We start from the raw sequence: 13,504 nt of genomic DNA, 5'->3' as shown, positions 1-13,504 counted from the left end.
CGGTTACCCGTCATTTCCTACCGATTGTACATTCGCGCATTTTATCTTTTGACTTCCAGCCGATTAAAGATAATTTAGACCTACCCGGAATCTGCCTAAAAATCACATCTTTATGAAAAAAATATACCTCCTCGGTATGCTGTGGATCGCACCGTTTTCGATCCACGCACAGGTAGGTGTGGGCACCACCACGCCAGACGCCCAACTCGACATCCGTTCGAGCAACCAGGCCACGCCGTCCAGCACCGACGGTATCCTGATTCCCAAGATCGACGCCTTTCCCGCCGCAAACCCGACCGCCGCACAACAAGGCATGCTCGTATACCTGACGACGGCCGCAGGCCCCAACCCACCCGGCTTTTATTTTTGGAACAACCCCACCACGAGTTGGCAACCACTCAAAGGCGCCGACGGCGGCACGCTCGACCAGGCGTATGATTTTGGCGGCGCAGGTGTAGGACGCACCATTACCGCCGATGCGGGTGCGGTAACCATCAACGGCAACGATGGGTTTATCGCAACGGGAACGTTTGGAAGCGGCGCAACCATACCCGTCCTAAGCGGGCCGCGTATGATTTGGAATCCGCGCAAAGGAGCATTCAGGGCGGGCCACAGTAGCTCGACCAGTTGGGACGAGGCCAACACAGGCGACTACTCATTGGCCGCAGGCCTTGCGACAAGGGCATCGGGCGTTATGGCTACCGCGCTGGGCAACACCACCACGGCAAGTGGCATCGCAGCTATGGCTTTTGGAAGCCATACCGTAGCCAGCGCCAATACGGCAACCGCCTTTGGATTCTCTACGGTGGCAAGCGCCGACAGATCGACGGCTTTTGGCGTCTTTAGTACCGCGTCCGGAAACAATTCCTTCGCTTCCGGGGTAGCGAACACCGCGCCCAGCTATGGCGAAACGATCCTGGGCATAGGCGCAACCGACTATACCCCTTCTACGAACGGTGCCAGCCAGTTCCGGGCGGCCAATGCCACCGACCGTCTCCTTGCGGTAGGTAACGCCATAGATGCCAACGATGACGATGTTATCAACCTCACCGAACGCTCCGACGCACTCATCATCCTCAAAAACGGCCTCACACGATTACCCTCTACCACCAACGCCATGATCGATGCCGCCGACGGCAAGGCCATCGTGACCAAAGAATACCTGCAAGGCAACACCTCGGGTACGCTCGACCAGGCGTATGACTTTGGCGGTGCGGGTGCAGGACGTACGATTACCGCCGATACGGGCGCGGTGACCATCGACGGCACCGACGGCTTGGTTTCGACAGGAACGTTCAACTCGGGGGCGCAAGCGCCAACAGGCGACGGAATCAGAATGGTATGGAACCCGAGACGCGCGGCTTTTCGGGCCGGAATAGTATTTGGAACCGCGTGGGACGATGTCAACATAGGGAACTACTCTACCGCTTTCGGGAACAATACCCGCGCAAGCGGCCAAACTTCAACTGCGTTTGGGTCTGGATCGACGGCCTTAGGGGCCGCCTCGACCGCATTTGGGGTTAACACTGTGGCAACCGGAAATTTCACTACCGTTTTTGGTATAAACAACGCAGCACCCAGCTATGGGGAAACGACTTTCGGTCTTGGCGCTACCACCTATGCGACTTCGGTTAACGGCGCCAGTCAATTCCGCGCGGCCAATGCCACCGACCGGTTGTTTGTGGTGGGCAATGCGCTTGACCTCAACAACAACGGTTCGATCGACTTCGCCGAACGTTCGGATGGATTGATCATGCTCAAAAATGGCCTCACCCGCCTACCCTCTATGACCAACGCCCTAATCGATGCCGCCGACGGCAAGGCCATCGTGACCAAAGAATACCTGCAAGGCAACACCTCGGGCACGCTCGACCAGGCGTATGATTTTGGCGGCGCGGGTGCCGGGAGAACCATTACAGCCGATACGGGTGCGGTGACCATCAACGGCACCGACGGCTTGGTTTCGACCGGGACGTTCAATACCGGCGCGCTCGTTCCTTCGGGAGCCGGCGTAAGGATGGTTTGGAACCCAAGGCGTTGCGCCTTCAGGGCCGGGCGTGTCACCGGGGCGCAGTGGGACGACGCAAACGTAGGCTTCTATTCCTTTTCGGCGGGCTATGACAACATAGCCTTGGGCCCCGCCGCCATTTCGCTTGGCTATGCGTGCGACGCCACTTCCCAGGGCGCTTTTGCCGTGGGCGGAGAAAACAACGCCAACGCCTACTATACGGTAGCGGCGGGATGGCGAAATAATGCAAACGGTTTCACTTCGTCTGTCTTTGGTGCCGGCAGCACCGCACACTCCTACGGCGAAACAGTACTGGGCATAGGAGCCACCAACTATGTCGCCTCGGCGGGCGGTGACTTGTCCTTTGGGGTGGCCAATAACAACGATCGGCTGTTCACCATCGGCAACGCAGTCGATGTCAACAACAACAATCAGGTGGAACTCTTCGAACGTTCCGATGCACTCATCATGCTCAAAACGGGTCTTACACGCCTGCCGTCGACCACCAACGCCATGATCGATGCCGCCGACGGCAAGGCCATCGTCACCAAGGAATACCTGCAAGGCAACACCTCGGGCACGCTCGACCAGGCGTATGATTTTGGCGGCGCGGGTGCAGGGAGAAACATTACCGCCGATACAGGCGCGGTGCTCGTCTCTGGCAACGATGGCCTGCAAGTGACGGGCACGTTCGGCAGCGGGGCAACCATCGACTTGGCGGGCGCCGGAACAAAAATGTTCTTCAACCCACGCAAGGCCGCTTTCAGGGCAGGTCGCGCGTTGACCGCCAATTGGGACGATGCCAATGTGGGCAACTATTCGATGGCTTTAGGGATCAATACATTGGCCAGTGGATACACCACGTTTGCCGGAGGCTATTATACCGAAGCCACGGCATCGTATGCCACCGCCATGGGATTCCAATCGGTGGCCAGCGGAAACACATCGAGCGCTTTTGGTAGCGGCACGTTGGCAAGCGGGTCTGGTTCGACAGCCATGGGCGTCAATACCACCGCCAGCGGCAACTATTCGACCGCCACTGGTTTCGCCACGACTGCGGCCGGTATTTATGCTATCGCCACAGGGATCAATTCTACGGCCAACAATTCGGCCTCGACCGCGATGGGTAACGACACCACGGCCAGCGGCAACGCCTCTACGGCCATGGGGCACAACCACACCGCCTATAGTTTTGGCGAAACTGTCGTGGGCATCGGGGCAACCGTCTATACCCCCTCGGTCAACGGCGCGACACAATTCAGGTTGGCCAATGGCACCGACCGTATTTTTGTGGTGGGCAATGCGGCAGACACCAACAACAATTCGGTAGTGGATGCCGCCGAACGCCGCGACGCCTTGGTGGTGCTTAAAAACGGAAGGACGGGTCTTGGCACGGCTACCCCGCTTGGGCAATTCGAGCTCACGGTAGACCAGGGCCGCAAACCGGGCACGAGCACCTGGACCATCGTGTCGGATGCGCGTTTAAAAAATGTCACGGGCGATTTTACGGCGGGGCTCGAAGAAATCAAACAACTGCGCCCGGTACGCTACCGCTACAAAAATGCGGGCGCGCGCACATTCGACCAGCAGGTGCTCGACACCGAATTCGGCGGGTTTCTTGCGCAGGATGTACAACGTATTTTCCCGAATTGCGTGGGCACCGACGACGACGGTTACCTGAACCTGAACATCAACGACATACTCGTGGCATCGGTCAATGCCGTCAAACAGCTCGACGCACAAAATAAAACACTGCAAACCGAACTCGACGAGCTCAAGAAAATAGTGGAGGCTTTGTCCGAGCGTATCAAAACCGTTGAGAATAAGTGAATAGATTGTCCCGGAACCCGTGGGGAAGCCTCAAAAAAAAGCCACCTACACGGTGGCTTTTTCTATGTTCTCGATGAACTGGTCGAACAGGTACGACGCGTCGTGCGGGCCGGGGCTCGCCTCGGGATGGTACTGTACCGAGAAGCAGTTCTTGTTTTTCATGCGCATGCCCGCCACGGTCTGGTCGTTGATGTGCAGGTGCGTGATCTCGAAATCGGGGTGCGCCTCGAGTTTTTCTTTGTCTACGGCAAACCCGTGGTTTTGCGACGTGATCTCGCCCTTGCCCGTGAGCACATTGGCTACCGGGTGGTTGATGCCGCGGTGCCCGTTGAACATCTTATAGGTCGGGATGCCGTTGGCCAGCGCCAAAATCTGGTGGCCCAAGCAGATGCCGAATACCGGATCGTTGTTTTTCAAAATTTCCTTGGCCACCTCTTGCGCCAAAACCAAAGGCTCGGGATCGCCGGGGCCGTTCGACAGGAAATACCCGTCGGGGTTAAAGGCTTTCATGGTTTCGTAATTGGTGTCGTACGGGAACACCTTGATGTAGCAGTCGCGTTTGGCCAGGTTGCGCAAAATATTTTTCTTGATGCCCAAATCGAGCGCCGCGATTTTGTAGGTGGCCGTCGGTTCGCCCACGTAATACGGCGCCTTGGTAGACACCTTTGACGCGAGCTCGAGTCCTTTCATATCGGGGGCATCGGCCAAAATTTGCTTCAACTCTTCTACCGATTTGCCATCGGTCGAAATCACCGCATTTTGCGCCCCATGATCGCGGATGTAGCTCACCAGCGCGCGCGTATCGACGTCTGAAATGCACACCAGGTTGTGCTTCTCGAAATAATCAAACAAGCTGCCGCTGGCGTTGTCGCGCGAATAATTAAAGCTGAAGTTCTTGCAGACCAATCCCGAAATCATGATCTTATCGGCCTCGATGTCCTGTTCATTGACCCCATAATTCCCGATGTGCGCGTTGGTGGCCACCATGATCTGGCCAAAATAACTCGGGTCGGTAAAAATCTCCTGGTAGCCGGTCATGCCGGTGTTGAAGCAGACTTCGCCTACGGTGGTGCCGGAGATGCCGATGGATTTGCCGTGGAAGATGGTGCCGTCTGCTAAAAGCAAGATGGCGGGTTGGCGGGTGTTGTGTTTCATTTGTAGTGCGTTGTGGGTGGTAGTTGGGGTGCAAATTTAGGGATTTAACGCAAAGCGCGCAAAGGTTTGGGGGTAAAGATTTGAAAGTTTGGAAAGGTGTTGCAAAAATTTTGTTGCAGATTTTTTGCAACAGAAATTTTGCAACAGAGTTTGGCTATCAGAATAAGAGTTGTTGATGATTCGGAGTCATGGGTAGGATTTGCGCGAATTATCGACGCCTACTTCATCTGGGGTAAAAAATCCAATTGTAAAACGGCTTAAACCGAAAGAAAAAATTCCTCATCGTCCTCGGCTTCTTCAGAAATATCGCGCGTAACTAAATCTAAGAAATTATTGGTTTGTTCTAACTTAAAATTAAGTTCAAAATCAGATTCAAAATAAAGGTTCTCTATTTCGTTTTTTCTTGTAGCGGCGAATTCATTTTGAAATGACTGCACACGTTTGACCCTCCTAATATCTGCGACAAAGTCGTGTACAATTAGAGTTTTGCCTTCTTTGTATCGCAATCCTCTCCCTAACTGTTGCAGAAAGTACACTCGGCTGTGGGTCACTCTTAGAAATACAATAAAATCTACGTCTGGAACATCAACACCCTCGTTGAGCATATCATAGCAAGTAATAATCTTACAAGTTCCGTTTCTAAATTCTCGAAGTCTCTTAGTGCGTTCACGCGAATCCTTAACTCTGGTTGTTAATGATCTTACCGGCAACTGAAAATTTACACTGAGAAGCTTTTCGATTCTTTCCGCGTGCTCACTACTATTGCAAAAAACAATCCCCTTTTCTAAACTATTCTTAGTCCAAACGTCATATATAGTTTCGCAAATGACATCATCTCTCTCAGGGAGAAAAATCTTTTTATTTAGCTGCTTGAGAGTGTGGCCTTTTCTACTATTTTGGGTGATCCAATCTTCGTCGATATTGTCGTTATGTAGATGATATTCGACTTTCGCTAAAAAGCCTTTTTGCAAAGCTTTATAAACTGAATAATATACTAATGGTTTTCCGAACAAATAAGTAACATCCCTGTCGTCTTTCCTGAATGGGGTTGCCGTTAACCCTAATAAAAACCTTGGATCTAGCTTTTTAACAATTTCGGAGTAAGTATCTGCTGGCGCGTGATGGGCTTCATCTACTATCACGATGTCATAGCGAAAATCTTCATTACGTTTATGAAAATCCATAAAACTTTGAAACGTAGATAGTGTTACGCCCTCGAGAAATGCTGGCTTTTCAGAATCGTATAACAAGTGTGTAGAAACCCATTTCGGAATATTTGACCAAATTGCCCGGTCAAATTGTTCGACCAAGGCTTTCGTATTAGCTAAAATCAACACGTTCAAGTCTGGATTACATTCAAACAACCACCTTAAAAAAGTCGCCGCAACAAACGTCTTACCAAGTCCTGTTGCTAAACATATTAGACCTCGTTTGTCGCCTCTCATATATGCTTCCTGTAATTCCGACAAAGCTTCATATTGGTACTTTTTCAATGCCCTTTTTTCAATTGGCCAATCCGCTAATCGTACATAGGAATCAAAAACGCTTTTGGAAAGAAAGGTTTGTATGTTATATCCGTTTGCTTGTAATTGTTTCAATCGCAAATTTTGAGACTCTCCTAGCGAACGATTTGAAGCTGCTATCCCATTATCTATTCCATAATATTCCATTGCTCGTTTTACATCGCCGATAATGTCTACAGACAAAGGCTTGTTCGTTTCTGAAAATTTCGCTTGGTAAACAAACTCATTTAAGGCTCCGTCCGCCCCCCTTACAGCCCCGATTATATCGGCGCCGTGATCTCCTGATCCGCCTACAATCTCTGAAATCTCCCAGCCACTATGTACAAGCAACCTTGCTATACCCCTTTCAAACGCCTGCCACGGCCCTCTTGACAAACGCTCAGTAGAAAGAAATCCTTTTGAGTTAGACTGTAATTCTCTCATCTAAGAGCTCGATGCTATAACGGTTACGAATAATTTCCTGTTTCATTTTTTTTACTGCCTCATCACCCTCGTTCGCTAGTTCGATCATGAACCATCGCACGTCACTTAGATAACTGGAATATTTTGCTTTCTGATGTACTTTGGTTTCCGAATCTAAATCCGAATATGGAAGGTCGAACACTTTACCATCATAAACCAACTCTGGAAATTCGTCAATAAATTTGAAAAGGTAGTTTAAATCTATGTACTTCAAAAAACCTGTGGTAGAAAGCAAATCATTGTAATCGATCAATGCCTCTTTTTCTAGATCAATATACTTTTTTTTAATCGAGATTTCTTCAGCTTGAGACAGACTCGGAATTTTAGGTAATTGATATCCTTCCCCTCTGATCAGTTTGTTTTGCACTTTGCGCATAAGCTTATTAGCGTTTGACACAAGATTGGGCACACTCAACATTGTACTGGGTGCGTATTTTAACTTTAACTCATAATAAATTCTAGTTACTGGCCAATTATCGCTATTCTTCAATTGAGAATACTTAGCCGCCATCTCCATAAAAATCAAATCTTCGTAGCCATCTGCAAAATCCAAGAACATGTGATGCTTATTATTTATGTATACATCAAACTTCCCCATAGACCCTTTAGAGTCAAAAATTATCGGCAATTCAAGGTTTTCGGTAGGATAGTAATCCATAAGTGTTAGAACAAATGGTTTTTCGCCAAGTGTATTCTCAAGATCAAACGACAGAGTTTTTCTAAAAATTTTCTTCCCTGGAAATTTTTCTACTATTTCAGGTTCATTTGCCCGATCTGGCAATTTTGGTGACGGCAGCGGTTTAGGTAACGGATTTAGAGGATCGAAATCAGGTGGGCCATCTTTCATGTCTGCCCTAACTACAGCCTCCCACCATTTTTTGTCCGTTTGGAATTCCGGGTCTCCACCATAAAATTTTTGGGCCCAGTTCTTCGGAGTAATATGATCCACGTTTCCATTTTCTTTTCCAAAACAGAGTGTCTTGGCTCCTGGCTGATTAACTTTTCTATATGCGCTAAACAACCTGCCGATTGGAGAATGGTTTGGGAACTTGTAACCTCTTTGAGCCCCTAGCTCTGGCTGCAATGGCATCTCTCCTCGAATGAAGTTAATTACTCTCTTCCAATTGATATCGTCCCTTTCGAAATCATCTTTTGTATATTTGGGCACTACAAAATTTGCTTCTAATTGACCTACGATTCTTCCTCCCGCGTACGTTGTATCGCGAGGATATTCCGGATCAAATTTGTCGGGACTATCTTCTTTGCCTTCTTCCCAAACAAAAAATGTTTTGTCTAATTTGCTTAGAATTCTTCCATTTCTTGAAATGTCGATTCCATAATGATCTACATCAGAAAACCTTTGTATCCCAACCCATCCTGATATAGATATATTTTTTCTGATTATTGAACCATTTGAACTACATTTCGGACAAGCTATGTTCAGCGATGTGTCGACAGGAATATCCCCAATCCACGTTAAGCACTCCTCGCAAAACATCTGATCACTCCAATGTTTATCAATGCCTATATATGCAGGAACCTCCTCATATTTATGCTTAACCGTTCGAGTTTTGTCCCAAACGCAAAATTTAAAAGGCTTAATTTCCTCGTTATTTATCAAAATTCTTAACCGATACTCATCAAAAATTTTTTCAGAATATGCTCGTTGAAGTTCTTTAATAATTGTTTTTGATTGAAGAAGACCTACTGCCTGATCCTTGAAATCAAAAATCTCTATCCTTGTCCCAGATGACTTGTTGGATTTTACTCTTTCCATTTTTGGCCGGTAAAATGATCCCTCCTTTTTCATCTCCCTCAAGTCAATACAAACCCCAATCTCTTTGTCCATTTCAACAGTTGAAGTCCATATTTGCACTACGTTTGCTAATCGCGAAGTGGCGACATTAAACCCCATTCCAAACAATCCTAAATTAGCAGACGTTTTCTTACTTGAAAAACCAGCTCTTACAGCATTTTCAAGTTGAGTTGAGTTCATACCAATTCCCCAATCTTCAATAACAAGTGGTTGATTTTCAGAAATACCTTTCTTGGTTGGAATATGCACCGATATTTGTTTCTGGTATTCCTGTAAAAGACTTTCATTACTAATTATTGCGTCAATTGAATTGTCTACTAGCTCAGCCACACATTGCCATCCTTTAAAGGGGATTTTACCCAAAAGATCCAATAGAGCCGGGCTGGGGCTTAAATTAAATTGTTCCATACTTATTTTATTGAGCTATCAATATATTCGGACCATAGTTCTCGGCATATCTTATTCATGTTACCGTAACCATAAAATCCAAATTTATCTAAATTACGAAACATTAGCAGTTGGGCTTCAACGCTTCGCGTTGTTCGCCCTAATTCTTCAGCCAAATTTTGAATCGTAATATTTGATTCATGCACTTTTAACTGCCTATCATTCAAGTATAATTGTAAAACTTTTCCAAGTTCGTCTCTGGTCCACTTTTGACCCGACTTGGTATTTTTCTCACCTCCTTTAGTTCTTGTTACTCTTGCCATCTTTTATCGAAAGTAAAGTGTTTCTTATTGTTTCTCCAATACGATACGCCAATAAAGGCGGAACTGCATTACCAACCTGAGTATATTGTGGAACCTGAAACTTTCTCATACTGCCTCCAGTCGTGACTTTGGATTTAAATTCATACCAATCTGGAAATGATTGGAATCTCGCCATCTCTCGGACCGTTAAGGTTCTCAATTCCTCTGAATCGTAATGACATAGATCATCCGGAATAGTAAGTTGCGCTGGAGCTGGTTCAAATTCTCGTAAAGACCGTTGAGAATGTTTCTTTGTTGGAATCGACTTTATTAATTCCTCGACCTCGGATATCTTATCAGGAAACATTAAGACTTTTCTTCCTTTCTTATCTTTGAAAAGAAGCGAATAGTGAGTAAATTCCTCGATTAGTTCTTTCTGCAACTCTTTGGAAACATTTTTCCCTGTAAATAAGTCGACGGCTCCTTTTTTTAATCCATTCTGGAACTGTTCAATTACTTGATAAAATCTAAATCTAGCCTCGACTGTAAAATCGTGTTTTCTTGGCTCATGATTCTTTATCGTCGATTTAAATGGCATTTCCTTATAAAACAAATCATTTATTGAACAAGCATATTTCCCTGGCGTATGATTAATCGTATATGCTAGACGAGTTTTTCTAATATCATTGATAGCTTCACCAGCGTGTACGAATTGACGCTCACTATGCGTTAGCTTCGGCAATATTATCCCATCAAATAAATCCGGGCTTGTCTCGATATCATAATATTTAAACTCTTTAATTCCAATATTTTCTGGAGAGTTTCGGTTTAATGCCGTTTTTTCATAAAATTCCTGAGACAGGCTCAATACTTTATTATCCTTATTCCTTTTGTAAATTTCCCTGAAAACATCTTCCCTATATGCAATTAGGATAAATCTCGGTCTATTTTGAGCGACTCCAAAATATTTCGAGTTTAGCATCATACATATTGGAACAAACCCTTCTAACGCAAAGGCCTTAGAGACTTCCAGCCAAGCAAAAAACTTTTCTCCATCTTCCATAAATGGGGATGTGATTCCCTTGACATTTTCCAACAATATAGCTTTTGGCTTAATTAGTCCTGCGAATCTTGAAAAAGACAACGGAAGTTGATTTTTTTCATTATTTTTTTCTCGTTTACCCGCCAAACTGAAACTTTGGCATGGAGGTCCTCCCGACATCAGATCTATATCCTTTTTTTTCAGACTCTCTATCAATTTAGGTTGTTGTATAAAAAATTCTAGGAGGTCGTCAATATTTCCGATTAAAAGCTTCTTATTTAAATCAACTTTAAAATTGAGATCCGAAAATTTCCCTTCGCGCGTCGAGAGTGGATTCTCATTAAGACGTTCTTTTAAATTCTTAAAATTACTCTTAATCCACAACGTACTTGTGGGCGTCTTCCCTTCCGCTACACATTTTTCGATATCCTCGTTTAAGATATTATAGGCGAATGTTTCACCAGCCATTGGTGACAATTCATTCGCAAAAAATATTTCGAAACCTGATCTTCCAAGCCCCAAACTCATTCCGCCACACCCGGCAAACAATTCAATATGCTTCAATTAGAGAGTTTATTATAATTTTAAAATAATTGCTAAGTGTGCTGCTAATCCACAAATACTTTGCGCTCCCACCGACTGCTAATATATTAATAATAAAACATTGCGCGGTAGGTACCTCTTAGAAATTTATTCTTCATAATTTTATTGATTCCCAGTAAAGTGGTTGACGACGCGAGTCTAAAAATCTCCATATATGTCTTTTTTACCCGAAAAAACGTCAATATCCATTTAAAAAGAACAGTTGCAAATCCACCGTTGCAAAAATTCCGCAACAAAATACTTGCAACAAAACACCCGTGGCAAAATATTTGCTCATCGCAAAATTGCAACACCCATCATTATGAAAAAACAAAACTCCCTCCGCACCCTGCTCGGCCTTTCACAACAGGACATGGCCATGCTGCTCAACGTAACCCGTGGCCAATACTCCATGTACGAATGCGGCCACCGCAACCTCCCCCACCACGCCGCCCAGCTCCTGTCCGAACTGCTGCTGCACGCCAACGCACCGCAAACTGTACAAAAGCAAAGTAACGCGCACGACACCGAGCGTCACCACCTCGAAGCCCTGCTGCGCGAAAACCAATACCAACAATTGTTGCTCGAGAAAAAGACCAAGGCGCTCGAAAAGAAACATAACGCTTCCCTGCATGCGGGGCGTGTGGTAGACTTTGTCAAGGCGCGCAACGCGCAACGCAAAAACAACGACAGGCCGCTGGCGGTTCCGGCGCGCAAGGCATCGGCAAACGATGACTACGTAAAGATGGGCATCGACTTCGAGATCAAACGCGAACTCCTGGTTTATGAAAAAAAGCTTCTGGAACAAAAAATAAAGGACATGGCGCGCTTGCGTGGTGATGTATAACGTTAGGCCGCTTCACGCGGTTGCGGTTCAAAGCGGATTGAGTTTGCCGAAGATAATCTTTTCGTGAAATAAGATTTCCGACGACGAAAATCTCCGCAATGGCTTGAAACGGCGGTTATGAGCCGTTTTATTTTTCAAGATTTAATTCAATCCAATTTTTGATTTCATCAAATCTATAATCTCCAGTGCTCACTAAAATGACTAGATCATATTTTTCGTCTTGACTTGCCATTATATCGAATTGATATTCCAATAAAATTAACCGCATTAATGTGTAAGCGGTTCGCTTGTTTCCGTCAATAAACGGATGATTAATGGCTATGCTTTCCAAAATTGCAGCCGCTTTATCGACTGGATTTGGATATAAATCATTATTGTCAAAAGTTGCGAAAGGTCTAGCCAACGCCGATTCCAATAATCCTAAATCTCGGATTCCTTTACTTCCGCCAAATTTATCGATTAAGATGTTGTGGATAATTTCAACTTCTTTTAAAGAAATCATTGAGCAAGTTTATGAAGTACGTCGCTATCTTCAGAAAGAATTTTCTTGAAATTTGATGTCAAAGTGTTTGGGTTTGAAGATTTATCAGATTGAACTTCCTTTATTAAATCTAAAATATCTACAAGAAGTTTTTCTGGAACTTGATCCAACACTTTATTGATTTCTTTTTTAATTTGAACAGTTGTCATATTCCAAAGATAATAAATTTTTCGATTGACGCGATACCGTCTCGAAAATGGCACATAACACATGGGCTTGCGGTGCCTACGGAAAATATTCTAAACAAAATATCCAATATTCTTGTCTAAATGTAAAATAAACTATACATTTGGACGAATCTAAAATTTTGAGATATGAAAACACCACTGTTATTGCCGTACCGTTACAAGAGGATCGGTTGGCTGTTGTTTGTACCGGCGCTCATCGTCGGTTTGTTGGCGCTCACGGTACACGACCATTTGTTGGGATGGCGGCTGACGTTGCCGTCGGTGGTTTCCGACGGGCTGTTGTCACCCTCGCGGTATTTTACGCTCGTCAAGGCCGAAATCACCTATACGCTGGCGGGCAGCCTGACCATCATCGGCGGGTTGTTGGTCGCCTTCTCGCGCGAAAAAGAGGAAGACGAATATGTGGCGCAACTGCGGCTGTCGAGCTTGCTTTGGGCCGTTCTGGTCAATTATGGCTTGCTGCTGTTGGCGTTCCTGACCGTTTACGGCACGGCCTTTTTGATGGTGTTGCCGCTGAACATGTTTACCGTGCTGGTGCTGTTTATCGCGCGGTTCGAGTATGCGTTGTACCAAAACCGTAAATGGGCCACCGATGAAGAACACGCTTAAGGTATACCGTGCCATGCACGACATGACCCAGGAAGACCTCGCGCAGGCCGTACAGGTCACGCGGCAAACCATCAACGCGATGGAAAAGAACAAGTATGCGCCCAGTACGGTGCTCGCGCTCAAGATCGCACGGCACTTCAAGGTGCCCGTCGAATCGTTGTTCCAGCTCGAAGACACCGATTGACGCAGCGCCGTTTCACCAATTTATCAAA

General features: G+C 46.1%; 11 protein-coding genes. 4 read left to right on the top strand and 7 right to left on the bottom strand.

Features of this window, described 5'->3' with window-relative positions; translation table 11 throughout:
- The first annotated feature begins 112 nt into the window (after positions 1-112).
- Positions 113-3,838, top strand: a complete 3,726-nt coding sequence (locus tag BLP55_RS06115) for a tail fiber domain-containing protein (protein WP_091141451.1) — start codon at positions 113-115, stop codon at positions 3,836-3,838.
- Between the two features lie 45 nt (positions 3,839-3,883).
- Here the strand turns inward: BLP55_RS06115 and carA are convergent, their stop codons facing one another.
- The 5 genes from carA to BLP55_RS06090 all read right to left on the bottom strand — a co-directional run bounded on the left by carA (position 3,884) and on the right by BLP55_RS06090 (position 11,089).
- Complete coding sequence (gene carA / locus BLP55_RS06110; protein WP_091141450.1) at positions 3,884-4,993, bottom strand: glutamine-hydrolyzing carbamoyl-phosphate synthase small subunit; 1,110 nt, start codon at positions 4,991-4,993, stop codon at positions 3,884-3,886.
- 257 nt (positions 4,994-5,250) lie between these two features.
- A complete protein-coding gene (locus tag BLP55_RS06105) occupies positions 5,251-6,939 on the bottom strand; it encodes a DEAD/DEAH box helicase family protein (protein ID WP_091141449.1) in 1,689 nt (562 codons plus the stop codon).
- Entirely contained in the window at positions 6,920-9,202 is a 2,283-nt protein-coding gene (locus BLP55_RS06100) for an ATP-binding protein (RefSeq protein WP_091141448.1), read from the bottom strand. Before BLP55_RS06100 ends, BLP55_RS06105 begins: the two co-directional genes overlap by 20 nt.
- Positions 9,203-9,204: 2 nt before the next feature.
- Positions 9,205-9,504 carry a hypothetical protein gene (locus BLP55_RS06095; protein ID WP_091141447.1) on the bottom strand — a complete coding sequence of 100 codons (300 nt, stop codon included), beginning with the start codon at positions 9,502-9,504 and terminating at the stop codon, positions 9,205-9,207.
- The gene (locus BLP55_RS06090; protein ID WP_139149618.1) at positions 9,482-11,089 is read right to left on the bottom strand and encodes a DNA cytosine methyltransferase; all 1,608 of its coding nucleotides are present in this window, start codon (positions 11,087-11,089) and stop codon (positions 9,482-9,484) included. The genes BLP55_RS06095 and BLP55_RS06090 overlap by 23 nt, the downstream gene beginning before the upstream one ends.
- A gap of 340 nt (positions 11,090-11,429) precedes the next feature.
- Here BLP55_RS06090 and BLP55_RS06085 point away from each other — a divergent pair, with 340 nt between their 5' ends.
- Positions 11,430-11,954, top strand: coding sequence for a helix-turn-helix domain-containing protein (locus BLP55_RS06085; RefSeq protein WP_091141446.1), 525 nt, complete (start codon positions 11,430-11,432; stop codon positions 11,952-11,954).
- A 127-nt stretch (positions 11,955-12,081) separates the two neighbouring features.
- On the opposite strand, the gene BLP55_RS06080 is transcribed toward BLP55_RS06085, so the two are convergent.
- Positions 12,082-12,456: a type II toxin-antitoxin system death-on-curing family toxin gene (locus BLP55_RS06080; protein ID WP_091141445.1), complete on the bottom strand. Its 375-nt coding sequence runs from the start codon at positions 12,454-12,456 to the stop codon at positions 12,082-12,084.
- A complete protein-coding gene (locus tag BLP55_RS06075; protein WP_091141444.1) occupies positions 12,453-12,644 on the bottom strand; it encodes a hypothetical protein in 192 nt (63 codons plus the stop codon). Before BLP55_RS06075 ends, BLP55_RS06080 begins: the two co-directional genes overlap by 4 nt.
- A gap of 165 nt (positions 12,645-12,809) precedes the next feature.
- Here BLP55_RS06075 and BLP55_RS06070 point away from each other — a divergent pair, with 165 nt between their 5' ends.
- Both BLP55_RS06070 and BLP55_RS06065 read left to right on the top strand, forming a co-directional pair.
- Positions 12,810-13,292, top strand: coding sequence for an LPXTG cell wall anchor domain-containing protein (locus tag BLP55_RS06070; protein ID WP_091141443.1), 483 nt, complete (start codon positions 12,810-12,812; stop codon positions 13,290-13,292).
- Complete coding sequence (locus tag BLP55_RS06065) at positions 13,276-13,476, top strand: helix-turn-helix transcriptional regulator (protein ID WP_091141442.1); 201 nt, start codon at positions 13,276-13,278, stop codon at positions 13,474-13,476. The genes BLP55_RS06070 and BLP55_RS06065 overlap by 17 nt, the downstream gene beginning before the upstream one ends.
- The last annotated feature ends 28 nt before the right edge of the window (positions 13,477-13,504 follow it).

The sequence above is a fragment of the Flavobacterium caeni genome, from assembly GCF_900101895.1.
Classification (GTDB): Bacteria; Bacteroidota; Bacteroidia; order Flavobacteriales; family Flavobacteriaceae; genus Flavobacterium; species Flavobacterium caeni.
Note: the sequence above shows the minus strand (reverse complement) of the source record. Positions and strands in the feature narration are given on the sequence as shown.

Bases quoted from the DNA above. Each gene is read 5' to 3' on its own strand.
- BLP55_RS06105 (WP_091141449.1), bottom strand. From the start codon at position 6,939: ATGAGAGAATTACAGTCTAACTCAAAAGGATTTCTTTCTACTGAGCGT.
- BLP55_RS06080 (WP_091141445.1), bottom strand. From the start codon at position 12,456: ATGATTTCTTTAAAAGAAGTTGAAATTATCCACAACATCTTAATCGAT.
- BLP55_RS06095 (WP_091141447.1), bottom strand. From the start codon at position 9,504: ATGGCAAGAGTAACAAGAACTAAAGGAGGTGAGAAAAATACCAAGTCG.
- BLP55_RS06085 (WP_091141446.1), top strand. From the start codon at position 11,430: ATGAAAAAACAAAACTCCCTCCGCACCCTGCTCGGCCTTTCACAACAG.
- carA (WP_091141450.1), bottom strand. From the start codon at position 4,993: ATGAAACACAACACCCGCCAACCCGCCATCTTGCTTTTAGCAGACGGC.
- BLP55_RS06100 (WP_091141448.1), bottom strand. From the start codon at position 9,202: ATGGAACAATTTAATTTAAGCCCCAGCCCGGCTCTATTGGATCTTTTG.
- BLP55_RS06070 (WP_091141443.1), top strand. From the start codon at position 12,810: ATGAAAACACCACTGTTATTGCCGTACCGTTACAAGAGGATCGGTTGG.
- BLP55_RS06075 (WP_091141444.1), bottom strand. From the start codon at position 12,644: ATGACAACTGTTCAAATTAAAAAAGAAATCAATAAAGTGTTGGATCAA.
- BLP55_RS06065 (WP_091141442.1), top strand. From the start codon at position 13,276: ATGAAGAACACGCTTAAGGTATACCGTGCCATGCACGACATGACCCAG.
- BLP55_RS06115 (WP_091141451.1), top strand. From the start codon at position 113: ATGAAAAAAATATACCTCCTCGGTATGCTGTGGATCGCACCGTTTTCG.